This is a genomic window from Mesorhizobium sp. WSM4983, assembly GCF_029625765.1.
Taxonomy (GTDB): domain Bacteria; phylum Pseudomonadota; class Alphaproteobacteria; order Rhizobiales; family Rhizobiaceae; genus Mesorhizobium.
Genome location: NZ_JARTVM010000003.1, coordinates 501,563 through 525,708, shown reverse-complemented (window position 1 = coordinate 525,708; position 24,146 = coordinate 501,563). Strand labels below are relative to the sequence as shown.

The following is a 24,146-nucleotide window of genomic DNA, read 5'->3' as shown; positions in this document are numbered from 1 at the left end:
TGCTAGGACCGGTAGTCGGTCATTTCCCAGATCGGCCGCACCTCGACCGTGCCGGTGCTGGCTGCCGGGCAGCGCGCGCCCCATTCCATCGCGGTGTCGATGTCGGTCGCTTCGATCATGTAGAAGCCGGCAAGCTGTTCCTTGGTGTCGGCATAGGGACCGTCGAGCACATTGGTCTTGCCGTCGGCGAGCCGTATCGAAGTGGCCGCCTGGGTCGGACGCAGCCTTTCGCCGGCGAGGTACGCGCCGGATCTCTTCAAGGCTTCGGTATAGGCACCGTAGGCGGCAAGCGTCTGTTCGGTCTTGTCGCGCGGCGCATTCGCCATTGCCGCTTCGTCATTGTAGATCAAAAGCATGTATCGCATGGTCTTCTCCGTTTTCTCGAAGGCCGCGTCGTCGCGGGCCGACCTATGTCGTGCGGCCACGGCCGATTTCGACAGGCGCCGCGAAAATCTTTCGCCTCCAAAGCAATCGAGCGCAAGCCGGCGCTTTCGCCACCCCTCGATCGTTCGTCTAATGGCTGCAATTGCGGGTTGGCATTTGGCGTCTCCTGTCTAAACTCCCAGCTTCGCGCCGGCAGAGGCGGCGCGGCGCGACCATCAGGAGGAGGAAACAAAATGCTCGATTTCAGGACGAAATTTGTTGCCGCCGGCGCTTTGGCATTGTCGCTCGGCCTCGGCGCCATGTCGGCCGGGGCACAGGAATTCATCACCGTGCTGACCGGCGGCACGTCGGGCGTCTACTATCCCCTCGGCGTCGCGCTGTCGGAAATCTACGGCAAGGGCATCGAAGGCGCCCGCACCCAGGTGCAGGCAACCAAGGCATCGGTCGAGAACCTCAACCTGCTGCAGCAGGGCAAGGGCGAGATCGCCTTCGCGCTCGGCGATTCCGTCAAGCTCGCCGCCGAAGGCAACACCGAAGCCGGCTTCCCCGGCAAGCTCGACAAGCTGCGCGGCATCGCCGCCATCTATCCGAACTATATTCAGATCGTCGCCAGCAAGGAGTCCGGCATCAAGACCCTCGCCGACCTCAAGGGCAAGAGCCTGTCGGTCGGCGCGCCCGCCTCCGGCACCGAGCTCAACGCCCGCGCCATCTTCGCCGCCGCCGGGCTGAAGTATGAGGATCTTGGACGGGTCGAGTACCTGCCATTCGCCGAGTCGGTCGAGTTGATCAAGAACCGGCAGCTCGACGCCACGCTGCAATCGGCGGGCCTGGGCGTCGCCTCGATCCGCGATCTCGCAACTTCGGTGCCGATCAACGTCGTCGCCGTGCCGGCCGAGGACGTCGCCAAGATCGGCTCGCCCTATCTTTCGGTGATCATTCCCAAGGGCACCTATGAGGGCCAGACCGAGGATGTCGCCACCGCCGCGGTCGGCAATTTCCTTGTCACCCGGGCCGATGTTTCCGACGAGACCGCCTATCAGATGACCAAGCTGATGTTCGAGCATCTCGACCAGCTCGCCGCCGCCCATGCCGCCGCCAAGGCGATCGATCCGGCCAAGGCGCTGGACGGCATGCCGGTGCCGCTGCATCCCGGCGCGGAGAAATATTACAAGGAAAAAGGGCTGATCAAGTAAGCGAGGATGGCGCGGCAGTCTGCTATGGAGCGCGTCGGATGAGCAAAGCAACGTCTGGAACAACGACCGACGGCAATTCGACCACTTTTCATCTCCCTGTCGCCGAAGAACAGGTCGAAGGCCTGCCGCCGGGCTTCGGCGGCGGCATCGCCGGCAAGGCGGCCTTCCTGATTGCCGTCGCCTTCTCCGTTTTCCAGATCTACATCGCCGCCTATGGCAGCCTGCCCAGCCAGGTGGTGCGCGCCATGCATGTCGGCTTCCTGCTGCTGCTCGGCTTCGGCCTGATCGCCAACCTGCGCGCCACCGGCGTAGCGGCGAAGGCCGCGTTCTGGACGCTCGGCGCGCTCGGCTTCGGCACCGGCCTCTACAACTGGGTCTTCTACGCCGACCTCATCCGCCGCTCCGGCTTCCTCACCACGCCGGACCTGATCGTCGGCACGCTGCTGGTGGTGCTCGTCTTCGAAGCGGCAAGGCGGCTGATGGGGCTGCCGCTCGCGGTGATCGCCTTCATCTTCCTCGCCTATTGCTTCGTCGGCAATCACCTGCCGCCGCCCTTCATCCATCGCGGCTACGATTTCGCCCAGCTCGTCGACACCTTCGCCTTCGGCACCGAAGGCATATACGGCACGCCGGTCTATGTCTCGGCGGCTTACATCTTCATCTTCGTCGTCTTCGCCGCCTTCCTCGAACGCGCCGGCATGATCGCGCTGTTCAACGATTTCGCGCTTGGCCTGGTCGGCTCCTGGCGCGGCGGTCCGGCCCAGGTCTGCGTGCTCTCCTCGGCGCTGATGGGCACCATCTCCGGTTCGGGCGTCGCCAATGTCGTGGCGAGCGGCCAGTTCACCATTCCGCTGATGAAGCGCTTCGGCTTCCGCTCGGCCTTCGCCGGCGCCGTCGAGGCAACGTCGTCGATGGGCGGCCAGATCATGCCGCCGGTGATGGGCGCGGTCGCCTTCATCATGGCCGAGACGCTGAACGTCCCCTACGCCGAGGTGGTGAAGGCGGCGATCATTCCGGCGCTGCTCTATTTCGGCGCCTGTTTCTGGCAGGTGCATCTGGAGGCGGGCAAGGCCGGCCTGCACGGCATGGCCAAGGCTGAGCTGCCCAATCCCTGGGATGCGGTGCGGCAGCACTGGCCGCTGGTGCTGCCGCTTGCCGTGCTGGTTTACCTGCTCTTCGCCGGCTATACGCCGATCTTCGCCGGCACCATGGGCCTGGCGCTGACCATCGTGCTGATCCTCGGCACGCCGCTGGCGGCGCTGATCGGACCGTTCGCCTTCCGCGTCGTCTTCTGGCTGGCGCTCGGCCTTGCCGCCGCCTCCTTCATGCGCTTCGGCGTCAACATCCTCGGCCTCGTCATCGCGGCGCTCATTGTCGCCTGCGTCACTTTCAAGGGCGGTCGCGAGACGCTGCGCATCTGCGTCGAATCGCTTGCCGAAGGGGCGAAGAACGCGCTGCCGGTCGGCATCGCCTGCGCCATCGTCGGCATCGTCATCGGCACGCTGACGCTGACCGGCATCGCTTCGACCTTCATCGGCTGGATCATCTCCATCGGCGAGAACAATCTGTTCCTGTCGCTGCTGCTCACCATGCTCACCTGCCTGGTGCTCGGCATGGGCATCCCCACCATCCCCAACTACATCATCACCTCCTCGCTCGCCGGCCCGGCGCTGCTGTCGCTCGGCGTGCCGCTCATCGTCAGCCACATGTTCGTCTTCTATTTCGGCATCATGGCTGATCTCACCCCACCGGTGGCGCTCGCCGCTTTCGCCGCGGCGCCCATGGCCAGGGAAAGCGGGCTGAAGATCGGCATTCAGGCGACCAAGCTCGCCATCGCCGGCTTCGTCGTGCCGTTCATGGCCGTCTACACGCCGGCGCTGATGCTGCAGGATGCAGGCCCGATCGCGGCTTCGTTCGGCTATCCGGTCGAGGTCGCCTACGTCGTCGCCAAAGCCTGCATGGGCATCGTGCTCTGGGGCGCCGCCGCCGTCGGCTTCCTCGCTCGCCGCATGGCCTGGTGGGAGCGCTTGGTCGCCTTCGCCGCCGGCGCGCTGCTGGTGGCGGCGCTGCCGCTCACCGACGAAACCGGCTGGGCGCTGGCGCTGCTCTGGATCGGCTGGCACTGCTGGCGCGCGCGCCAGGCATCCGCGGCCGGCCCTGCATGAGCCTGTGCATCCTCGCAGCCGGCAAGACGGTGACGCTTGCCGTTGCCGCCTTTACCTTGTCCTGGACGCATTCGGTGGAACGGACGCGCTGGCAAGAGGATTGGAAGGTGACGCCGGCAGGTCTGCGCGTCGTCGAAGCGCGCGTCAAGGGCTCCGGCGCCGGCATGGAGCCGCCGGAAGGCTCGGTGCTGCGGGACGGATGGTGGGTCTATGCGCCACGGATCGGGCCACAGCCGCGGCTGGTGCTCGCGGCCTCCGGCGCAACCGGGGGAGGCTGGACCTTGTGCACGGCCAAGGGCTGTCGCGAGCTTGGCGGGACGGCCGGGGATACGGTCGCGCTCGAAGCCTGCGCCGGTTCGAGCCAGCCGCGATAAAATCCGCGTCGCGATCGAAAATCACCGGCACGAGCCTGGCCTTGGTACCGCCTCGTCCTTTGCAATAGGCCTCGGCCTTGGCGAGCGAGCGGCCGGCGACGAGCAAGGTCAGACGCGGCTCGCTCTCCAGCAACTGCACGATGCGTCCGCCGAAGGTGCCGTAACCGCGGACAATCAGAAGCTTCATCCGACCCTCCGATCTCAACTGATCAGCCGCTGCCGCAGCTCGGCGGAGGGGATCTCGCAGCTGTCTTTGCGGCCGAACAGCGCATAGCGGTTCTTGGCGATGCGGTCGTACAGCCAGTCGCGCAGCGGCCGCGGCAGGACGAGCAGCAATCTCGCGGCGCGCCACGGCCAGCCGAGCGCCGCCATGACGGCGACGAAACTGTCGAGCTTCGTGAAGGCGGCGCCGTCGATGATGGCGAGGTTGCTGTCGTAATCCTCGGTCGGCAGGCCGTGCTCACGAAACAGCGCCTCGCCGAGCGGCGATTGCGCGGTGGCCAAGCGGAAGCGTTTGTTCCGGTCGATCTTGAGGACGATCTGGACGAAGCCCGAGCAGAACACACAGACGCCGTCGAACACGAGCAGCGGCTGGCGGGCATCGTAAGCTTGGCCTGGGAGGAGGGGACGTTTCTGTTCGGACAGGTCGGTCATGTCGGCCCCGGCTGCTTGTGCCCCTAGGCACTAAGCTAGGGGGACACTAAGCCAGCCGGCGGCGGCGTCAAAGTCGCGGCGTTGTCGCACGCCTGCCGTCGATGACGGCGGGGCGCTCGTCACGATAGGTCGTGGCGCGGGTGTCGGCGACCGGCTTGCAGATCCGGCTGTTGTGGCGGCTGTCGAGCATCGTGGTCAGTGCGTGCCGATGCCGAGCTGGTTGCCGCGGCGTGCGCAGGCCGGGCCCGGGCCGCGCATGTAATAGCGCTCGGGCCGATAGGTCGGCGCGACGAATTCGCGGATGGCGGCGGCATAGCCGGCGATGTGGTTCCAGAAGTTCATTTTCCCTGTCCCTGTCCCGTTTTCGGATGTCCCTTCCGAATTGCGGGGATCATAGCCTTCGAGGCGTGAATAGTCGGTGAACGCCATGTTAATTTCTGGTCCGAAACGCGTTGCATCGTGGCCGGAATGCGGCTGATTCGCGGTGTTTCCACGCCTTTTGTCGCGTTTCCGGCTCGTGTGACTTTTGCATCACATATGTTTCGTCTCTATGTCGCTTGGGCGCGCTTCTGTTTCACGCATCGAAGGTGGCTTGAAATTTCCGTGCGGCGTCGTCCGCCGGCCGGAACCTGCCCTGCGCGGTGACGTTGATCGATCAAGGCCGGGGCCGAACCCGGCCGCGTTGGCGGCGGACCGGCCGCGCAACTTCCAGACAACACCAGACATGGAAGGCAACCGCCATGGGTTTCTTTTCGAAGGACATCAAGACGCTGGACGACCTCTTCGTCCACACGCTGCGCGACATCTATTATGCCGAAAAACAGATCGAGAAATCGCTGCCGAAGATGATCGACAAGGCGACGGATTCGCAATTGAAAGCCGGTTTCGAGAAGCATCTCGCGCAGACCAAGGGCCACATCGAACGGGTCGAGCAGGTATTCGAGCTGCATGGCGTCAAGGCCAAGACCGTCAACTGCCCCGCCATCGACGGCATCCTCGAGGAGGCTGACGACGTGAGCGGCGACGTGGAGGACAAGGAGGTCCTCGATGCCGCGCTGATCGCCTCGGCTCAGGCCGTCGAGCATTACGAGATAACGCGCTACGGCACGCTGATCGCCTGGGCCAAGCAGCTCGGCCGCAGCGACTGCGCCAATGTGCTGGCCAAGAACCTCAAGGAAGAAGAGGCGACAGATCGCAAGCTCACCGAGATCGCGGAAAGCAAGGTCAATCTCCAGGCTGCCGAATAGCTAGTTGTGAGTCCGAAAGGCCGGCGGACAGCCGCCGGCTTTCGCCTGCCCGGAACCGAAGCGGAGCCTTGGCCGTTGCGATGGCACCCGCCTGCCAGGGAGGTCGCCGTGGCGTCTACGTCCAGGCGCAGATCCGCATAGGAGCACGATGTCATGGCCGGCCTCGAGCAATACCACGCCAAGCGCGATTTCCGGAAAACCTCGGAGCCGGCCGGCCAGCTCGCGCCCAGCAAGAAGACCGACGCCGGCGGCATCTTCGTTGTCCAGAAGCATGCCGCGACGCGGCTCCACTATGACTTTCGGCTCGAGCATGATGGCGTGTTGTGGAGCTGGGCGGTCACGCGCGGACCGAGTCTCGACCCGCACGAGAGGCGGCTGGCGGTGCATGTCGAGGACCACCCGATCGACTATGCGTCTTTCGAGGGCACCATTCCGAAGGGCGAATATGGCGGCGGTTCCGTCCTCGTCTGGGACGAAGGCCGGTGGATCCCCGACGGCGACCCGGCCAAGGGCATGAAGAAGGGCCATATCGACTTCGAGCTCGAAGGCCAGAAGCTCAACGGCCGCTGGCATCTGGTCAGGCTGAAGCCGCGCCCGCGCGAAAAGCGCGACAACTGGCTGCTGATCAAATCCAATGACGCCGCCGCCCGCCCTGGTGAAGACATACTTGTAGAGGCGCCGCAATCGGTAAAGTCGGGCTTGACCATCGAGGAGATCGGCGAAGGCAAGACGGCCAAGGGCGCCAAACCAAGGGTCTGGCATTCCAACAAGCCGGCTGCAGGCAAGGCAAAATCCCCACGCCTCGAATTCGTCGAGCCGCAGCTGGCGACGCTCGAAAAGAATGCGCCTTCCGGCGAGGAATGGGTGCATGAGGTGAAGTTCGACGGCTACCGCATGCAGGCGCAGATCGCCGGCAGCGATGTCCGGCTGCTGACCCGCACCGGCCTTGACTGGACGAAGAAGTTCGAAGGTCCGGTCGTGGCCGAGCTTGCCGGACTGAAATGCCGCGACGCCATCATCGACGGCGAGATCGTCGTGTTGGCCGACAGCGGCGTGTCCTCCTTCGCCATGCTGCAGGCGGATCTCTCGGCCGGTCGCACCGACCGCTTCATCTACTACGTCTTCGACCTGATGCGGCTCAATGGCGAGGACCTTCGCCGCGAGCCGCTGGTCGAGCGCAAGCAGGCGCTGGCCGAACTGCTCGGCGAGCGGTCGGAGCAATCCGCCGTCCGCTTCAGCGATCATTTTGCGGAACCAGGCAGCGTCATGCTGCAGCATGTCTGCCGCATGGGTCTCGAAGGCGTGGTGTCGAAACGTGCCGACGCGCCCTATCGCAGCGGCCGCGGCCTCACCTGGATCAAGTCGAAGTGCACGCTGCGCCAGGAATTCGTCATCGGCGGCTACTTGCCCTCGGACAAGACCGGGCGCGGCCTGCGCTCGCTGCTGGTCGGCTATCATGAAGGCGGCAAGCTCAACTATGCCGGCCGCGTCGGCACCGGCTTTTCCGGCAAGGTGGCTGCGGACCTTAAGAAAAAACTCGACAGCCTCAGGACGACGAAGTCGCCTTTTTCTGCCGCCGTGCCGAAGGGCAAGGGCCTCGTCTGGGTCAAGCCCGAGCTTGTCGGCGAAGTGGAGTTCCGCAGCTGGACATCCGACCATATAATCCGCCACGCCTCGTTCCAGGGGCTGCGCGAGGACAAGCCGGCGGAGGACGTGGTGCAGGAAAAGCCGAAGCAAGCCGACGGCAAGACAAAAAGCGGAGCAAAGGCGAGCAGCGGCAGGACCGAGACAAAAACCTCGGCCGGAACGGCGAAGACCTCGGTGAAGCTGTCGCATCCCGACAAGCTGCTGTGGCCCGACGAAAAGGTCTCCAAGCAGGATCTCCTCGATCACTACGCCCTGGTCTGGCCGCGAATTGAGCCATTCGTCGTCAACCGGCCGCTCAGCCTTGTGCGGGCGCCCGACGGTATCCATGGCCAGCGCTTCTTCCAAAAACATGCCTCACCGGGCATGAGCGACAAGATCGCCAGGATGAACGATCCGACCGACGGCGAGGAGATCTTGTTCATCAGGGATTTCGACGGGCTTGCAGCCCTTGTCCAATACGGCGTCGTCGAGGTTCATATCTGGGGCTCGACCGTCGACGAACTGGAAAAGCCGGACCAGATCATCTTCGACCTCGATCCGGACGAGGGCATCGGGGTCGAGGCGGTGCGTGCCGCCGCCCTCGATATCCGAGCCAAGCTGAACGACCTGTCGCTGCCGACGCTGGTCAAGACGTCTGGCGGCAAGGGCTATCACGTGCTGGTGCCGCTCAAGCCCTCCGCCGAATGGGACGAGGTGAAGGACTTCGCCCATGATTTCGCCCGCGCCCTGGAGCAGGCCGCGCCCGACCGCTACACGGCGACGCTGTCGAAGAAGGCGCGCACCGGCAAGATCTTCGTCGACTACCTGCGCAACGGCCGCGGCGCGACCACGGTCGCGCCCTATTCCTCGCGCGCCAAGAAGGGCGCGACGGTGTCGATGCCGGTGACCTGGCCGGAGATCGAGAAGGGCCTGCCGCCCAATGCGTTTCCGCTCGGCGACGCCACGACGCTAAAGCAGCTGAAGAAGGCCGATCCGTGGGCGGATTTCTTCAAGCTGGGCAAACCGCTCAAGCGGGCTTAGCCAACAGCCGAGCCGGCCAGTCCGTCACGCCAGAAATACCCTCTCGAACTCCTGCTTGCCCTTCGGCGAGAACACCACGGCGCGGCTGTCCTTGTCGCGCCGCGCCCATTTTTCGACGATGACCTTGTCGAGGATGGCGGCGCCCAGCGCGCCGGCCAGATGCGAGCGCCGCACGCTCCAGTCGAGGCAGGCGCGGCAGATCGGCCGCTTCGCTTTGCTGTCGATCTCGATGCCGAGCGCGGCGAAATGCGAAATGGCTGACGGCGACAGCCTGATCTCGTTCTCCTGGCGCAGCAGCAGCTTCCGGTCGACCAGACGGTCGAGCATCGCCACCGCCTGCTCGCCGGCAAGATGGTCGTAGCACACCCGCGCCACGCGCATGGCCGCGTCGCGCGGGCCGGGCCGCACCCGCTTCGGGCCGACCGCCTCGGCGACGCCGATGATCGCCTCGAGCATGCCCGCCACCTGCGGGCCGGCAAGGCCGTAGTAGCGATGCCGGCCCTGGCTCGCCAGCGTCAGCAACCCGCCGTCCATCAGCTTGGACAGATGCGAGGACGCGGTGGGCAGCGACACGCCGGCTTCAAGCGCCAGCTCCGACGCGGTCAGCGCCGTGCCGCCCATCAGCGCGTTGAGCATGTTGGCGCGGGCCGGGTCGCCGACCAGGCTGGCGATGCGGGCGATATCGGGTCCTTCACGCATAGTTCGATCCTCATCGAAGCATTCCCGTGAGGGAAGCACTATTCTCAGGCGAGCTCAAGGAGCTCGGCAAACGCTGCTGACACCAGAACGTCTAGCACAGCCGGTGAAGCGATGTTTCGACCGTGGTCGAACCGTCGCCGCCAGCAAGCCCACCGACCCAGTAAGCCAATCGACGAGGAGACCGAAATGACCGTCACCTGCTTCATCCGCTACGAGATCGACCCTTTCGGCAAGGCCGCGTTCGAGCAATATGCGCGTGCCTGGGGTCAGGCCATTCCGCGCTGCGGCGCCGAGCTGATCGGCTATTTCGCGCCGCATGAGGGTTCGGCCACCACGGCTTACGCGGCCTACAACATCGAGAACCTCGCGGCCTACGAAGCCTATCGCGCGCGGCTTGCCGCCGACCCAGCCGGCAAGGCAAACTATGAGTTCGCGCGGCGCGAGAAATTCATTCTCAAGGAAGACCGGATCTTCCTGAAACTGGTCTCGGCACCGCATGGCCCGAGGCAGGTCTTTCGCACCGACGTAACGGTCAAAGAAGGGATAGAGGCATGATCGCCGTCATCTTCGAAGTCGAGCCGGCGGAGGGAAAACGTGACGCCTATCTTGGCATCGCCGCCGAGCTCAAGCCCCTGCTCGACGGCATCGATGGCTTCATCTCGGTCGAGCGCTTCCAGAGCCTGACCGATCCGAGGCGCGTGCTCTCGCTGTCCTTCTGGCGCGACGAGGAAGCCGTCAAGGCCTGGCGCAACACCGAGGAGCACCGGCAGGCGCAGAAGGCCGGCCGTGGCGGCATCTTTGCCGGCTATCGTCTGCGCATCGCCCATGTGGTGCGCGATTACGGGCTAAATGAAAGGGCTGAAGCGCCCGAAGACAGCCGCATAGTGAATGGGTGAAACGCGGCTCTCCCTTCTCCCCTTGTGGGAGAAGGTGGATCGGCGCGCAGCGCCGAGACGGTTGAGGGGTGTTCCAGCGGAGTGAGACGTCGGCGTTCCCTGGAACACCCCTCATCCGTCGCCTTCGGCGACACCTTCTCCCGCAAGGGGAGAAGGAGGGTCGGCCCTCACGCATTGCCGATCAGCACACCCGCTCCGAACACCAGCGCGCCGCCCAGCACCACCTGGAAGGCGGCGCGCCAGAACGGCGTCTGCATGTAGCGGTTCTGGATGAAGGCGATCGCCCACAGTTCGAAGAACACGACGATCGCGGCAACGATCGTTGCCGTCCAGAAATAGGGAATGAGATAGGGCAGCGCGTGGCCGAGTCCCCCCAGCGTCGTCATGATGCCGACGGTGAGCCCCCGCTTCACCGGCGAGCCGCGCCCCGAAAGTTTGCCGTCGTCGGAAGCCACCTCGGTGAAGCCCATCGAGATGCCGGCGCCGATCGAGGCGGCGAGGCCGACGAGGAAGGTCTGGAAGGTTGCATGGGTGGCGAAGGCGGCGGCGAAGATCGGCGCCAGGGTCGACACCGACCCGTCCATCAGCCCGGCCAGCCCCGGCTGCACATAGGTGAGGATGAACTGGCGCTGCTCGGTTGTCGCTTCCTCCTCCTTTACCTCGCCCGGGACGTGCTCCTGTTCGAGTTCATGCGCGGAGTTCTCGTGGCCGAGTTCCGCCGCCGCCAATTCGTCGAGCAGCTTCCGGGTCGACGCATCGGTGGTGCGCTTGGCCGCCTCGACATAGAAGCGATAAGCCTGCCGCTCCATGTCCTCGGCCTGACGGCGCACATGCTCGATGCCGAGCGGCCGCACCAGCCAGTCGGGCTTGCGTTCGTAGTAGCCTCGCACATGCTCGCGCCGGATCAGCGGGATGCGCTCGCCGAAGCGCTTGCGGTGAAGCTCGATGAGGGAATCGCGGTGGCCGTCTTCCTCCTCCGCCATGGCCTCGAACACCTTGGCCGATTGTGGAAACTCTTGTGCCAGCCCGTCGGCATAGGCCCGGTAGATGCGTCCGTCGTCCTCCTCCGACGAAATCGCCAGCGCCAGGATTTCCTGCTCCGACAGCGAATCGAAGGAGCGGCGGCCAAAGCCGAAAACACGGGAAAGCATGAGAAAATCACCCTAGTTTAGAACGATTCTAAACTAGGGAATCGTTTGCCGAGGGTCAATCGCGAACGCCGCGGGACAGGCAGAATTCGTCGATCCAGCTTTCCGCTCGCACCCTTCATTATTGCCGAATGTTCACCTATATGGAACGCATTAGCCAAAAACGAAGGAAACACGGGATGACGGACAAGAAGCCCCCGCACGCATTCGATCCAAAGCCGGTTCTCGATCTCATCGCCAGCATCGAGGCCGACCTGCAGCGGCTCAAAGGCCTGGTCGAGCAGCAGGCCGAAAAATTCGACCCCGCCAATCCGCACAACAAGACGCTGGACGGCAAGCTGACCGAGGAAGGCGTCGAATGCTGCTACCGCATGTTCGACGACGGCAAGTCGCGCTACACGGTCGCCCAGCAGATGAAGATCTCTTTTGCTGCCGCCACGCATCGTTTCAACAGCTGGCGCAAGCTCGGCGGCAAGAAGCGGACGCGCGCGCTGCTGGGGTGAGCAGCGGCCGCCCTTCGCTTCGTCATCCTCGGGCTTGACCCGAGGATCATGTCGCGAGCGCTATCACGGAATGCAGAAGCGAGAGCGCGCTCTGGAGGACCCTGCGAAGAGTGTCCGTTCTGCTTCGGCTGCCCGCATCGCGAAGGTGCCCACATGGATTCCCGCGTCGCCTCGCTCCTTGCTCCGCCTGAGACTGACGAAGGTGACGGCCGTCGACGCTATCATCGCCAATATTGTCTCCATCACATTTTTTCGTTGGCGCGCCGCGGCATTTTCCGTGCAGCATATGTGCATCATTCTCACGAGGCCCACCATGACCGCCCTCCCCGGCATCTCCGACATCCACGCCGCTGCCGCCAGGCTTTCCGGGCTGATCGTCGAAACGCCGCTGATCGAATCGCCGGAGCTCAACAAGCGCTATGGCGGCCGCATCCTGTTCAAGCCGGAGACGCTGCAGCGCACCGGTTCCTTCAAGATCCGCGGCGCCTACAACAAATTGTCGTGCTTAAGCGAAGAAGAGCGCAGCCGCGGCGTCGTCGCCTTTTCGTCCGGCAATCACGCGCAGGGCGTCGCCACTTCGGCCGCCATGTTCGGCGTCAGGGCGGTCATTGCCATGCCCGCGGACGCGCCGGCGCTCAAGGTCGGCAATGTGCGCAAGATGGGCGCCGAGGTGGTGCCTTTCGACCGCTTCAAGGACGACCGCATGACCATCGTTCGCCCCTATATCGAGAAGGGCATGGCGCTGGTGCCGCCTTTCGACGATCCGGCCATCATTGCCGGCCAGGGCACCATCGGGCTGGAGCTGGTGCGCCAGGTGAAGGCGCTGGGCGTCAGCCTGGACGCAGTTGTCGTGCCCTGCGGCGGCGGGGGTCTGTCGAGCGGCATTTCCGTCGCGGTGAAGGACGCCTCGGCACAGACGCAAGTCTGGGCGGTCGAGCCGGAGCATTTCGACGACACGCGCCGCTCGCTCGCCAAGGGTGAGCGGGTCTCGAACGAGCCGGGCCACGCCTCTATTTGCGATGCGATCCTGACCGCCGAGCCCGGTGCCATCACCTTCGAGATCAACCGCAAAAACCTCGCCGGCGCCATCGCCGTCTCCGACAAGGCCACGGCGCAAGCCATGCGCGACGCCATGGCGTACTTGAAGCTGGTGGTCGAGCCCGGCGGCTGCGTCGCGCTCGCGGCGCTCGCGTCCGGCGAGATCGATCTCGCCGGCAAATGCGTGGCGGTGGTGCTTTCCGGCGGCAATGTCGATTTCGGCACCTACGCGGAGATCATGGCGGCGGCGGCCTGATCGGTCAGTCGCCGATCAATCCAGCGTCCGCCGGAACCGCACCAGCGCAACGCCGGCGAACAACGCCACGAACACCACCAGCCAGCCGATCTCGGTCGCCACAGCCGGCAGTTCCGCGCTCTTCAGCATGACGGCGCGGGTGATGCGCAAAAAATGCGTCAGCGGAAAGATCTCGCCAAGGATCTGGGCCCAGCCCGGCATGCCGCGATAGGGGAACATGAAGCCCGACAGCATGATCGAGGGCAGGAAGAAGAAGAAGGTGAGCTGCAGCGCCTGCATCTGCGTGCGCGCGATCGTCGAAATCGTGTAGCCAAGCAGCACCAGCGCCAGCACGAAAACCAGCACCGCCGAGAGCAGGAGCGACAGCGATCCCATGAAGGGAATGGAAAACAGGAGCTTCGCCGCTGCCAGCACCACCACCACCTGCACCGCGCCGACCACCAGGTAAGGCAGCACCTTGCCCAGCATGATCTCGAGCGGGCTGGACGGCATGGCCAAAAGGTTTTCCATCGTGCCGCGCTCGGTCTCGCGCGTCAGCGCGATCGAGGTCATCATCACCATGGTCATCTGCAGGATGACGCCGAGCAGGCCGGGAACGATGTTGTATTGCGAGATGCCTTCCGGATTGTAGCGCCGGTGCACGACGACATCGAGCTGGCCGCGCGCCGCCTCCTTCGCCGCTTCCTGCATGCCTTGCGCTCTCAGCAGCGCTTGGCCGGCGACGGTGCTCAGCGTCGAGATGGCACCGCTCGCCACCGCCGGATCGGTGGCGTCCGCCTCGATCAGGATCTGCGGATTGTCGCCGCGCTCCACCCGTCGCGCGAAATCGGCCGGGATGGTGACGACGAAGGCGACATCGCCGCGCGACATCAGGAACTCGGCTTGCGACGCACTTTGCGCCACATGGTCGAAGCGATAGTAGCCGGTGGTCTGCAGCGCCGAGACCATCGCCCGCGTGTAGGGATCGCTGCTGGTCGCGACGAGTGCTGCCGGCAGGCTCTTCGGGTCGTTGTTGATGGCATAGCCGAACAGCACCAGCTGTATCAGCGGCACGCCCAGCATCATGGCGAAGGTGATGCGGTCGCGCCGCATCTGGATGAATTCCTTGATCAGCAGCGCGCCGAGTCTCGCGAAGGAAAAGATCGCTCTCACGCCATCTCTCATGCCATGTTGTCCTTCGAGCCGGACATGAACTGGATGAAGACATCTTCCAGGCTGGTCTCGCCCGGCGCCACCGTCACCCCTTTGTGCTCCTTCTCGACATCGGCGAGCGCCTTTTCGAGGGCTGCCTTGTCGGAGCCGACGACATGCAGCGTGGCGCCGAACGGCGCCACCTGGTCGACGCCCGGACGCCCCTGCAGCGCCTCGGCCACGCGGTCGAGCCGCGGTCCCTGCAGCACGAAGGTGGTAAGGCCGGCATTCCTCACCACCTCGTCCACGGTGCCGGTGGCCAGCATCTTGCCGTAGGAGATGTAACTGATGCGGTGGCAGCGCTCGGCCTCGTCCATGTAATGGGTGGAGACCAGCACGGTGAGCCCGCCGCTGGCCAGGCGGTGGATCTCGTCCCAGAACTCGCGCCGTGCCTTCGGGTCGACGCCAGCCGTCGGCTCGTCGAGCAGCAGCAGCTTCGGCTTGTGCATGATGCAGGCAGCGAGTGCCAGCCGCTGCTTCCAGCCGCCGGAAAGCGTGCCGGCGAGCTGGTTGCGGCGCGTCGTCAGGCCGAGTTCCTGCAGCGTTTGCGAGACATACTCCTCGACCGGCTTCAGCTGGTAGAGCCGCGCCACGAATTCGAGATTCTCGCCGATCGTCAGATCCTCGTAGAACGAGAATTTCTGCGTCATGTACCCGACTTCGCGTTTGATCTTGAGCGCGTCGGTAAGGATGTCGAAGCCGAGCACCGTGCCCTCGCCCGCATCCGGCGTCAAAAGCCCGCACATGATGCGGATGGTCGTCGTCTTGCCCGAGCCGTTCGGCCCGAGGAAACCGACGATCTCGCCCTCGGCGACCGCCATCGTGACATGGTCGACGACGGTCTTGTCGCCGAAGCGCTTGACCAACCCACGGACGTCGATGACGTTCATCTGTCAATATCCGCCAGGTCGACATCGACGATCTGGCCGGGCTGCAGCGGATGGGCATCGCCCTCCGGCCGCGCCTCGACGAGATAGACCAGCTTCTGCCGGTTCTCGAGCGAGTAGATCACCGGCGGGGTGAACTCGGGATCGGGCGACACATAGCTGACGCGTGCCTTCAAATCCGGCCCGCAGCCGTCGCAACGGACGCTGAGCAGGGTGCCGACCTTGACCGAGGAGAAGGCCGTCTCCGGCACATAGACGCTGAGTTTTACCGCGCCGTCGGGCAGCATCGAGATCACCGGCGCGGTCGGTCCGGCCGTATCGCCGGGATTGCGGATCACGTCGTCGATGCGGCCGGGCGAAGGCGCCGCCAGCACGCGCTTGGACAGGCGCCACTCGGCCTGCCCCAATTCCGATTGCGCCTGCTTGACCTGGTTCTCGGCAGCTCTGATCGTTTCGGCCCGCGCCGGCAGGCCGCCGACGGCAAGGTTCGCCTCCGCCTGGCCGACCTGCGCGTTGGCGGTCTCCAGCGAAGCCGAGGCCGTGTCATAATCGGCCTGGGTGCCGGTGCCGCGCTTGTAGAGATCGCTGGCGCGGTCATATTTGCGTTTGGCGTCGGCAGCCTGCGCCTTCGCCATGTCCACCTGCGCCTTGAGCACGGCGATCTCTTCCGGCCGCTTGCCCACCTTGAGGTCGGCAAGCTGCGCCTGCGCTTGGGCGAGCGCGGCCTGGGCTTGCGCCACGGCGATCTTGGCATCGGCGCTTTCCAGCGTCACCACCGGCGCGCCCGACTCGACACGGTCGCCGCGCTTGACCGTCACGGTCTCGACCTGCGCGACTTCGATCGGCGCCAGCAGCACATATTCGCCTTCGACATAGCCGACGGCAAGCGGGGCGGCCGGCGCGCAGGCGCCGAACAGCTGGGCCGCGAGCGGCAGCGAACAGAGTAAGCTCATGATTTGACCTTCCTGCCGGCGGCTGCGTCGCGCGCCGCAAGCATTGCCCTGAGGTTGTCGGTCGCGACCGCCACGACCTTGGCGGCCTCCTTGTCGCCGATCTCGCGCCAGCCCATCCTGCGCATCACCGCCTCGCGTCCGATGCGGAAATAGATGACCTGCCCGATGATGGTGAACACGGTGAGCCTGGTGGCCTCGCTCTCGGCCGGTTCGCCGGTCGCCTGCTCCCAGATCTGGCACAGCCGGCGATGCGTCGGTTCGAACACGCCGGCATAAATGCGGTCGAGCGCCGCCGTCGGGTGTGAGAGCTCGCGCAGTACGAATTGTACGATCTCGCCGGCCTGGGGACTTGCCACGACAAAGCCGACCATCCGCGCCAGCGCGGCAAAGAGCTGCGCCCGGGCGGCTTCCGGGCTCGAAGGGGCCGCCGGCTGGGGTGCGCCGAGCGCCTGGCCGGCGATCCCTTGGATGGTCTCGACGATGAAGTCGGCGGCGGCGGCGCGCAGCCCCTCCTTGCCGCCGAAATGATAGGCGATCGAGCCGATATTGGCCTTGGCCTCGGCCGCGATCTCGCGCGTCGAGGTGCCGTCGAAGCCCTGCCGGCCGAACAGCTTCAGCGCGGCCTGCACCAGCGCCGCGCGCGTTTGATCGGCGGGAGAGGCTTCGCGTTGCGGCCCTTTGGCGTTCGTTTGTTTGCTCATTGCACCCATTTAATCAATCGATTGATTAAGGTCAAATTGAATTCCAACGCGGCTTGCCATCTTCCTGCGGGCGGGCTTTAGTGCGCGGCCATGGGCAAGGAAGTCGAGCGCAAGTTCCTGGTCGCTGATCCCGCCTGGCGCAGCCTGGTCGAGGCGCATATCCGCATTCGTCAGTTCTACGTCGCCGCGCAGCCTGGACGCACGGTTCGCGTACGCATCAGCGACGGAGGCTCCGCCGCGCTGACGCTGAAGTTCGGCAGCAAGGCGCGCGAGCGCGACGAATTCGAATATCCGATCCCGCTCGCCGAGGCCGAGGAATTGATGGCCTTCGCGATCGGGCGTGTCATCGAGAAGACACGTCACCATGTTAGGCACCGCGGCTATCTCTATGAAGTCGATGTGTTCGGCGGAGTGCTCTCGGGGCTGGTGGTCGCGGAGTTGGAGACGCCGGAGGACGTGCCTGACGAAATGCTGCCCGACTGGCTCGGTCGCGAGGTCACCGGTGAGTCGAGGTTTTACAACGCGTCGCTGGCCCTCGGCGGGATTCCGGAGATAGCCGCATGAGCTTTCGCATCGATCCGCGCTTGCCGCTGACCGGCGAGGTCAGGCGCATATTGGCTGACGAGATCGGCAAGGCGCTTGGCCAACTCGAGACGGCGCGCGACAAGCCGGAGCAGGGACTGCACAAGTGCCGTAAGCGGCTTAAGGGCGTGCGCGCCTTGTTGCGCCTGGTTCGTTCCGGAGACGAACCGTTCTGCCAGACCGAGAACGAATGCTACAAGCAGGTGTCGGCGCTGCTTGCCGGCCCGCGCGAGGCGACCGCTCTCATCGAGACCATCGACCGTCTGGGCTCCGCTTTTCCGGATGAAACCGCGGCCGGCGAGCTCGATCCCATCCGCGAGCGGCTGGTGCTGCGCCAGCACGAGCTCCATGCCGGCCCCGGTCTCGACGCTGCCATAAACGCCGCGGTCGCTGCCTGCCGGGAAGGGCTGGAGCGTATCGACAGGCTGTCGCTCCCCGATCAGCCCGAGCAGGCGGCCGACATACTGGCCGAAGGCGCCCGCGCCGCCTTGCGGCGGGCGAAAAAGGCGCTGGATAAGGCGAGCTCGCGCGGCGAGGCCGATGACTTTCACGACCTGCGCAAGGCGTGCAAGACGCATTCGATGCATCTGTCGCTGCTCGGCCGCCTGTGGCCGGCGCCGATCAAGGCGCGCCGCAAGGCGGTTGACAAGCTTGGCGAACGGCTGGGCGAGCTGCATGACGTCTTCGTCATGCGCGCACTGCTCGTCGCCGCTGGCGAGCCGCTCGGTCCGCCCGAAGACACCAGGCTTCTGCGCAAGCTGCTGAAGCGTGCGGAAAAAAGCCTCAGCGAGACCTGTCTTGCCGATGCCGCCGAATTGTTCGGCGACAGCCCCAAGCGGTCGGTCAGAAAGCTCGCGCGCAAGGCTCGCGACGACCTCGCGCCGCCGCATGAGGAAGCCGGCCCGGTCGCGGCCTGACGCCTACGCCGGCAGCGGCCGCCTTGCTTTCGCCCCGGCATCCGTCCGAGCGCCGGCATCGCGCGGATGCGGTCCGATCGGCATGATCGCCGGAAACGGCGTCGCGCCGAAGGCGAAGGTCCATTTGTAGCCGATGAGCTGCTCTTCCGGCGTGGTGTGCTGGTCGTGATGGGCAAGCAGCCTGGCGCGCTCCGCCAGCTCCTCCGCCTCGCGCCGCACCATCTCCGCCGTTTCCGGCCGCATGCGCCGCGAGAAGCTGACGAAGGTCGCTTCGCGTTCCAGATGGGTTATCGCCCAGCCGACAAAATTCTTGTTGGTCGTCTCGAAATGCGGCCGCAGCGGCCCCTCGAAATCCCACTGGATCGGTGTCTCGACCAGCAATCTTGCCGACAGGCCGCGCCCGAGCGCCACCAGCCCAAGCTCTTCCAGGTCGCGCAGGTAGAGGAACATAGATGCTTCGCTGAGACCCTGTGAGCGCATGATGCCTTCTGGCGTGAATTTTTCGGACAGCATGATGAAGACGAAGAGCAGCGCCGGCCGCGCGGCGAGCTTCCGCTCGATCTCCGGCGCGACGTGGTTGGCCGGTCCCGGTCCCCGGTTCATCGAGCCCAGCACATTCTCCAGTTCCACGTCCGCAGCGGCGCAGATTTGTATCAGCCGATCGAGCTTGCAGTTGCGCTCATGAAAGATGCGCTTCACTGTCGGCTCGGAAACGCCCATGCGCTCGGCCAGCGCCCGGTAGGTCAGGCCCTTGGCCTTCAATGTCCGTTTCAGCGCCTCGAAGATCGGCCCGTTCATGGAATGCACCTCGTTTGCGCGAATTCGTATCGCTCCTCGATACTACGCTCGAACTGGCTTCCGGAAAAGTATCGAAAAACCTAGCTCTTGGCCGTCAACACAGGAGAGCATCATGAAAAACCTCATCGCTTCGACCTTTCTCGCCATCGCCGGCATCGCAACGGCTGCCACCCCCGAGGCCGGCGAGATCTGGCGCGCCGGCGGCTTCGAGCAGCCGGAATCGGCGCTGGTCGATGCCGCCAACAAGCGCATCGTCGTCTCCAACATCGTCGGCAATCCGGGCGAAGCTGATGGCAACGGCTATTTGTCGCTGCTGTCGCTGGACGGCAAAGTCATCAGCCGCCATTGGGTGGACGGCATGGACGCGCCCAAGGGCATGGCGATTGCCGGCGGCAAGCTCTACGCCGCCGACATCACCAAGGTCCGCGTCGTCGACCTCGCCAGCGGCAAGCTGGTCTCTACCATCGATGTGCCCGGCGCCGTCTTCCTCAACGACACGACCGCCGATGCCTCGGGCAAGGTCTATGTCACGGATATGCTCGCCGACACGATCTACCGTATCGACGGCGACAAACCGGAGCTGTTCATCAAGGATGCGCTGCTCGCCTCGCCCAATGGCGTCTTCGCCGATGGCGACCGGCTGATCGTCGCGTCCTGGGGCAGGGGCATCAAGCCCGATTTCAGCACGGCGGCGCCGGGCGGCCTGCTGGCCGTCGACCTCGCCAGCAAGAAGGTGACGCCGCTGCCGGGCGCGCAAAACTTTGCCGACCTCGACGGCGTCATCGCCATCGGCGACACGATCTATGCCACCGCCTACATGACCGGCGCGCTCTATCGCTACAAGGGCGGCGGCGCGCCGGAAGCGATCGCCACTTTCAAGCCGGGCAGCGCCGATATCGGCACCGACGGCAACTCGACCATCTATGTTCCGCTGATGAACGAAGGCGCGGTCGCGGCGCTGAAGCTCGACTGAGGACGATTGCGGCGGGAACGAGGTCGATCGGGCTGGACCGCCATATCGACGGGGCTGCCATCTGGTTCAGCCGCTCGCTCCGGGATATCCGGCAGCAACCGTCACATGGGCCAAGCCGTGAAGACATCCAGCCTGACCGGCGCCGCCGTGTCGCCAATGATCCCGGTGCTCGTATGCGCACTGGCGATCTTCCTTTTGTCCGGGATGGACGCGGCGATGAAGTCCCTGGTCATCGCGGTCGGTGTGTACAACACTGTGCTGTGGCGCAGCCTGGTCTCGACCTTGATCGCGGGCGCGGCCTGGTCGGCGGGGCCGCGCTCGAAGCCGGCTCTTCCGGTGCTGGGGCTGCATGCGCTGCGCGCCGCGGTCGTCGGCATCGTCCTGGTTTCGTTCTTTTGGGGTCTCGCCAGATTGCCGCTCGCCGAGGCGATCGGGCTTAGCTTTGTCGCGCCCCTGTTTGCGCTTTTTCTCGCAGCCTTGTTGCTGGGCGAGAGAATCCGGCGCCAGGCGGTGTGGGCGTCTCTGGCCGGCATCGCGGGCGTCGCGATTATTCTGGCCGGCCAGTTCGGGCAGGCCGGCCACTCGCAGGATGCGCTCCTGGGCACGGCCGCGGTGCTCGTATCGACTGTGTTCTATGGCTACAATCTGATCCTCGCGCGGCGGCAGGCGCTGTTGGCCAAGCCGGTCGAGATCATGCTGTTCCAGAACCTCTGCATCGCGGTCATCCTTGGTCTCGCCGCGCCGTGGCTCGCCGTCGCGCTGCCGAGTGACCTGTGGCTTCACCTGGTCGGGGTGGCGATGCTGTCGCTTGCCGGCCAATTCTTGATGAGTTGGGCCTACGCTCGCGCCGAAGCGCAATATCTCATCCCGACGGAATACTCGGCCTTCATCTGGGCGATCGCGCTCGGCTGGTTCTTCTTCGGCGAGGAGGTGGCCTGGACCACGCTGACCGGGGCTTGCCTGATCGTCGCCGGCTGCCTGATCGCGGCGCGCGCCAACCCGAAACTTGCGGAGCCGATCGAAGCGGCAGTTTGAGAGAACATGTCGCTCTACGCGGACTGCGATTGTCCTTTCAGCTGCGCCCGCGCGTCGCGAATCGAGGCGGCATAGGTGACCAGCGGCTGCTTGAGGCCGTGGTTGACCAGCATGCGCCGTGTCTGCGGCGCGGCGCCCGCGATGATCAAGCGCACGCCGGCGCGTCCGGCCTTGTGCGCGGCACCCCCGATGACGTTTGCCGCCGTCGAGTCGAGGAACGGCACCGCCGAGCAATCGAGGATGAAATTCTTGCGCTGGTCTGCGATGCGGTCGAACACGGCGCCGACGGTCGAGGCGGCACCGAAGAAGAAGGCCCCGGAGATTCGATAGATGGCGGTATCGGCGTCTGCCGCCTGGCTTGAATCATAAGTGGCGGCGCGATCGGCGACGTCCTCCGGCACCAGCGGCAGATCGGCCTCGACGGCGATGGACTTGGCCATGCGATCGATGAACAGGATCGACCCGAGCGCGAAGCCGACGACGATGCCTTCCGTCAGATCGCGGAAGATGACGATCAGGAACGTCGCCATCAGCACCAGCGCGTCGCCACGCGAGGCTCTGAGCAGCGTGAGGAAAGCCTGCTTCTCGAACATGTTCCAGCACACGACGGCGAGTACGCCGGCCAATGCGGCGAGCGGGATGTAGCTGGCCAAGGGCGCCGCCGCCAGCATCAGGACAAGCAGGATCGCCGAATGCAGCATGCCGGAGACGGGGCCATGCGCGCCGGCCCTCACGTTGGTGGCCGTGCGAGCGATCGTGCCGGTGGCACATATGCCGCCGAACAAGGCTGACGCGATGTTGGCGAAGCCTTGCGCCACCAGTTCGCAATTGGAGCGGTGCCGCCTTCCGCTCATGCCGTCTGCGACCACGGCCGAGAGCAGCGACTCGATCGCTCCGAGCAGCGCGAAGGCGATCGCGTCCGGCAGCACGTGGATCATCCTCTCCAAGCTGACCGGCGGCAGGGCTGGCCATTGCAGGTTCCGCGGGATGCCGCCATACCTCGTGCCGATCGTTTCCGCAGGCAGGGCGAACAGCGCCACGACCAGCGAGGCGACGCCGATGGCGATCAGCATCGCGGGCCATCTCGGCTGCCAGCGCCGCAAAAAGACAATGGTTAGGACAGTCAGCATCGCCACGAAGGTCGCGGCCGGACTGATCGTGCCGATCGCCTCGCCGATCACGGTCAGCTTCGGCACCAGCGGCCCGGGCTCCTTGCCGCCGAGTTTCAGCCCGAGCAGTTCGACGATCTGCCCGGAGAAGATGATGACCGCGATCCCGGCGGTAAAGCCGACGGTCACGGGATAGGGAATGAACTTGATGTAGGTGCCAAGCCTGAGGTAGCCGATGGCGAGCAGGAAGACGCCCGCCATCATCGTTGCGAGCAGCAGCCCGTCGACGCCGACGCGCGCCACCGTCGCCGCTACCAGCACGATGAAGGCGCCGGCCGGACCGCCGACCTGGAAGCGGCTGCCGCCAAGCGCGGAGATGATGAAGCCGCCAACGATCGAGGTGTAGAGGCCTCGCTCCGGCGTCACGCCGGACGCGATGGCGATCGCCATGCACAACGGCAGCGCCACGATGGCCACCGTCAACCCCGCGACGGCGTCAGCCCTGAAATGCGCCAGCGTGTAGCCTTCGCGCAGCACCGTGACCAGCTTGGGCGTGAACAGCTCGGCAAAGGACGGCCGCGCCTGGGGGTGGATTGACCGCCGGACCTGATCCATGGACTGCCTTCCGCTCCGTAAGGGCGGCGGGATCGTCGGCAGGGCTGTCGGCGGTCGCCGTCGCGACTTTCTTGTGCGGCTCAGCCTTGGGAGTTCTGCGGCGTGGCAGGCTTGAGACGCACGCCCCTGCCGCCGCGCTCGCTGGCCTGGTTCTCGCCGATCAGCTCCACCCCGGCCTCGTCGAGTCCCTGGATGACCTTCATCAGCGTATCGACCACGCCTCTGACGACACCTTCACTCGCTTCCATGCGTTGGATGGTCGGAAGCGAAACCCCGGCGCGCTCGGCGAGCGTTTTCTGGTCGATACCGGCCAACGCCCTCGCGGCGCGCATCTGCGCGGCAGTGATCATCGGCCAGAACCCCTGTCTGAGTCTGCAGTATCAATGGATAATCCAAAGATCATGATGTTTCAAGCATCATAACAAACAGTTGAAACATGAGTACTCATTCGCTGTCCGCCACCACTTTGCGCCGCTGCAGCAGGCGCGCTGCAAGCCAGCACAACATGGCCCAGGCAAAGCCGGCGCACCAGCCGGCAAGCACGTCGGACGGCCAATGCACGCCGAGATAGACGCGGCTGGTTCCGACCAGCACCGTGGTGAGCACGGCGAGGCCGAGCACGAAGATCTTCGTCCTGCGGTTCGGTAGGAAACGCGCGGCGAGCGAGCCCAGCGTGAGATAGGTCACCGCCGACAGCATCGCATGGCCGCTCGGAAAGGAGAGCGAGGTCTCGTTGACGAGATGCGAGACGAGATCGGGGCGGGGCCGGTCGACCTCGAACTTGAGCAGGCTGGACGCCGCCTGACCGCCCGCCACCGAAACGAACACGAACAGTGCGGTCGCCGGTCGGCGCATCAGCAGAAAATAGACGATCACCGCAGTCGTGATCAGCACCAGCACGCTGGTGCTGCCGAGCGCGGTGATATCGCGCACCGCGCCTTGCAGCCAAAGCGGACCGATCGGGCTGTCCGGCTGCCCGGCATGGCGGAAGGCGAGCAGGATTTCCGTGTCCAACGCATGCGGAGTCGTGGCGCGCGCCACGCCCATGAGTTCCACCAGGCCCCATAGCCCGCAGGCGATGGCCAGCCCGGCCGCAAGCACCGGGAATTCTATTCTGTTGAGCAGCGCCTTGGCGGTCGATTTCATGCCGGGCCTGCTCCA

Annotated in this window: 26 protein-coding genes; 13 read left to right on the top strand and 13 right to left on the bottom strand. The window is 65.2% G+C overall.

The annotated features are described in order from the left end of the window. Window positions 1-2: 2 nt before the first annotated feature. Entirely contained in the window at window positions 3-365 is a 363-nt protein-coding gene (locus tag P9254_RS13455; RefSeq protein ID WP_127241934.1) for a YciI family protein, read from the bottom strand. Between the two features lie 252 nt (window positions 366-617). On the opposite strand from P9254_RS13455, the gene P9254_RS13450 reads away from it, so the two are divergent. The 3 genes from P9254_RS13450 to P9254_RS13440 are packed head-to-tail and all read left to right on the top strand — an operon-like array spanning window position 618 to window position 4,116. Then, window positions 618-1,577, top strand: a complete 960-nt coding sequence (locus P9254_RS13450) for a TAXI family TRAP transporter solute-binding subunit (protein ID WP_067003186.1) — start codon at window positions 618-620, stop codon at window positions 1,575-1,577. A gap of 38 nt (window positions 1,578-1,615) precedes the next feature. Next, window positions 1,616-3,742 (top strand): TRAP transporter permease, encoded by a 2,127-nt coding sequence (locus P9254_RS13445; RefSeq protein WP_278055128.1) that lies wholly within the window; start codon window positions 1,616-1,618, stop codon window positions 3,740-3,742. Then, window positions 3,739-4,116 carry a DUF1850 domain-containing protein gene (locus P9254_RS13440; RefSeq protein WP_127216016.1) on the top strand — a complete coding sequence of 126 codons (378 nt, stop codon included), beginning with the start codon at window positions 3,739-3,741 and terminating at the stop codon, window positions 4,114-4,116. Before P9254_RS13445 ends, P9254_RS13440 begins: the two co-directional genes overlap by 4 nt. A gap of 201 nt (window positions 4,117-4,317) precedes the next feature. Here P9254_RS13440 and P9254_RS13435 read toward each other — a convergent pair whose 3' ends face one another. Both P9254_RS13435 and P9254_RS13430 read right to left on the bottom strand, forming a co-directional pair. Then, window positions 4,318-4,770 carry a thiol-disulfide oxidoreductase DCC family protein gene (locus P9254_RS13435; RefSeq protein ID WP_095799522.1) on the bottom strand — a complete coding sequence of 151 codons (453 nt, stop codon included), beginning with the start codon at window positions 4,768-4,770 and terminating at the stop codon, window positions 4,318-4,320. A gap of 195 nt (window positions 4,771-4,965) precedes the next feature. Further along, entirely contained in the window at window positions 4,966-5,112 is a 147-nt protein-coding gene (locus tag P9254_RS13430) for a hypothetical protein (RefSeq protein WP_082953820.1), read from the bottom strand. A gap of 398 nt (window positions 5,113-5,510) precedes the next feature. On the opposite strand from P9254_RS13430, the gene P9254_RS13425 reads away from it, so the two are divergent. Both P9254_RS13425 and ligD read left to right on the top strand, forming a co-directional pair. Continuing rightward, complete coding sequence (locus P9254_RS13425; RefSeq protein WP_067003177.1) at window positions 5,511-6,017, top strand: YciE/YciF ferroxidase family protein; 507 nt, start codon at window positions 5,511-5,513, stop codon at window positions 6,015-6,017. 153 nt (window positions 6,018-6,170) lie between these two features. After that, complete coding sequence (ligD, locus tag P9254_RS13420) at window positions 6,171-8,684, top strand: DNA ligase D (RefSeq protein ID WP_278055126.1); 2,514 nt, start codon at window positions 6,171-6,173, stop codon at window positions 8,682-8,684. 24 nt (window positions 8,685-8,708) lie between these two features. Here the strand turns inward: ligD and P9254_RS13415 are convergent, their stop codons facing one another. Continuing rightward, window positions 8,709-9,383, bottom strand: a complete 675-nt coding sequence (locus P9254_RS13415) for an ArsR/SmtB family transcription factor (RefSeq protein ID WP_067323441.1) — start codon at window positions 9,381-9,383, stop codon at window positions 8,709-8,711. Between the two features lie 186 nt (window positions 9,384-9,569). Between P9254_RS13415 and P9254_RS13410 the strand changes: the two genes are divergently transcribed. Beyond that, a complete protein-coding gene (locus P9254_RS13410; RefSeq protein WP_067003171.1) occupies window positions 9,570-9,938 on the top strand; it encodes an NIPSNAP family protein in 369 nt (122 codons plus the stop codon). Next, window positions 9,935-10,279 carry an antibiotic biosynthesis monooxygenase family protein gene (locus tag P9254_RS13405; RefSeq protein WP_067003170.1) on the top strand — a complete coding sequence of 115 codons (345 nt, stop codon included), beginning with the start codon at window positions 9,935-9,937 and terminating at the stop codon, window positions 10,277-10,279. Before P9254_RS13410 ends, P9254_RS13405 begins: the two co-directional genes overlap by 4 nt. 167 nt (window positions 10,280-10,446) lie before the next feature. Here the strand turns inward: P9254_RS13405 and mbfA are convergent, their stop codons facing one another. Beyond that, window positions 10,447-11,430, bottom strand: coding sequence for an iron exporter MbfA (mbfA, locus tag P9254_RS13400; RefSeq protein WP_067003167.1), 984 nt, complete (start codon window positions 11,428-11,430; stop codon window positions 10,447-10,449). Between the two features lie 176 nt (window positions 11,431-11,606). Between mbfA and P9254_RS13395 the strand changes: the two genes are divergently transcribed. Next, window positions 11,607-11,930, top strand: a complete 324-nt coding sequence (locus tag P9254_RS13395) for a hypothetical protein (RefSeq protein ID WP_067003166.1) — start codon at window positions 11,607-11,609, stop codon at window positions 11,928-11,930. Window positions 11,931-12,243: 313 nt separating this feature from the next. Next, window positions 12,244-13,224 (top strand): threonine/serine dehydratase, encoded by a 981-nt coding sequence (locus P9254_RS13390; protein WP_278055123.1) that lies wholly within the window; start codon window positions 12,244-12,246, stop codon window positions 13,222-13,224. 15 nt (window positions 13,225-13,239) lie between these two features. On the opposite strand, the gene P9254_RS13385 is transcribed toward P9254_RS13390, so the two are convergent. The 4 genes from P9254_RS13385 to P9254_RS13370 are packed head-to-tail and all read right to left on the bottom strand — an operon-like array spanning window position 13,240 to window position 16,956. Then, window positions 13,240-14,376 (bottom strand): ABC transporter permease, encoded by a 1,137-nt coding sequence (locus P9254_RS13385; RefSeq protein WP_095777075.1) that lies wholly within the window; start codon window positions 14,374-14,376, stop codon window positions 13,240-13,242. Between the two features lie 8 nt (window positions 14,377-14,384). Beyond that, on the bottom strand, window positions 14,385-15,305 hold the full coding sequence (locus P9254_RS13380; protein ID WP_095825068.1) for an ABC transporter ATP-binding protein: 921 nt from the start codon (window positions 15,303-15,305) through the stop codon (window positions 14,385-14,387). Continuing rightward, complete coding sequence (locus P9254_RS13375; RefSeq protein WP_095799517.1) at window positions 15,302-16,255, bottom strand: HlyD family secretion protein; 954 nt, start codon at window positions 16,253-16,255, stop codon at window positions 15,302-15,304. The genes P9254_RS13380 and P9254_RS13375 overlap by 4 nt, the downstream gene beginning before the upstream one ends. Next, a complete protein-coding gene (locus P9254_RS13370) occupies window positions 16,252-16,956 on the bottom strand; it encodes a DUF1956 domain-containing protein (RefSeq protein ID WP_067323437.1) in 705 nt (234 codons plus the stop codon). The genes P9254_RS13375 and P9254_RS13370 overlap by 4 nt, the downstream gene beginning before the upstream one ends. 90 nt (window positions 16,957-17,046) lie before the next feature. Here P9254_RS13370 and P9254_RS13365 point away from each other — a divergent pair, with 90 nt between their 5' ends. Beyond that, complete coding sequence (locus P9254_RS13365) at window positions 17,047-17,520, top strand: CYTH domain-containing protein (RefSeq protein WP_278055119.1); 474 nt, start codon at window positions 17,047-17,049, stop codon at window positions 17,518-17,520. After that, window positions 17,517-18,455: a CHAD domain-containing protein gene (locus tag P9254_RS13360; protein ID WP_278055117.1), complete on the top strand. Its 939-nt coding sequence runs from the start codon at window positions 17,517-17,519 to the stop codon at window positions 18,453-18,455. Before P9254_RS13365 ends, P9254_RS13360 begins: the two co-directional genes overlap by 4 nt. Window positions 18,456-18,458: 3 nt before the next feature. Here P9254_RS13360 and P9254_RS13355 read toward each other — a convergent pair whose 3' ends face one another. Then, window positions 18,459-19,253 carry a helix-turn-helix domain-containing protein gene (locus P9254_RS13355; RefSeq protein WP_127213832.1) on the bottom strand — a complete coding sequence of 265 codons (795 nt, stop codon included), beginning with the start codon at window positions 19,251-19,253 and terminating at the stop codon, window positions 18,459-18,461. Window positions 19,254-19,365: 112 nt separating this feature from the next. Here P9254_RS13355 and P9254_RS13350 point away from each other — a divergent pair, with 112 nt between their 5' ends. Beyond that, window positions 19,366-20,226, top strand: coding sequence for an SMP-30/gluconolactonase/LRE family protein (locus tag P9254_RS13350; protein WP_278055114.1), 861 nt, complete (start codon window positions 19,366-19,368; stop codon window positions 20,224-20,226). A 105-nt stretch (window positions 20,227-20,331) separates the two neighbouring features. Further along, a complete protein-coding gene (locus P9254_RS13345) occupies window positions 20,332-21,261 on the top strand; it encodes a DMT family transporter (RefSeq protein ID WP_067323422.1) in 930 nt (309 codons plus the stop codon). Between the two features lie 14 nt (window positions 21,262-21,275). On the opposite strand, the gene P9254_RS13340 is transcribed toward P9254_RS13345, so the two are convergent. From P9254_RS13340 to P9254_RS13330, 3 genes are all read right to left on the bottom strand, one after another. Then, a complete protein-coding gene (locus P9254_RS13340; RefSeq protein WP_278055111.1) occupies window positions 21,276-22,985 on the bottom strand; it encodes a SulP family inorganic anion transporter in 1,710 nt (569 codons plus the stop codon). 80 nt (window positions 22,986-23,065) lie between these two features. Beyond that, complete coding sequence (locus P9254_RS13335) at window positions 23,066-23,335, bottom strand: helix-turn-helix domain-containing protein (RefSeq protein WP_067323416.1); 270 nt, start codon at window positions 23,333-23,335, stop codon at window positions 23,066-23,068. A 94-nt stretch (window positions 23,336-23,429) separates the two neighbouring features. Then, the gene (locus P9254_RS13330) at window positions 23,430-24,131 is read right to left on the bottom strand and encodes a phosphatase PAP2 family protein (RefSeq protein WP_067323413.1); all 702 of its coding nucleotides are present in this window, start codon (window positions 24,129-24,131) and stop codon (window positions 23,430-23,432) included. Between the last annotated feature and the right edge of the window lie 15 nt (window positions 24,132-24,146).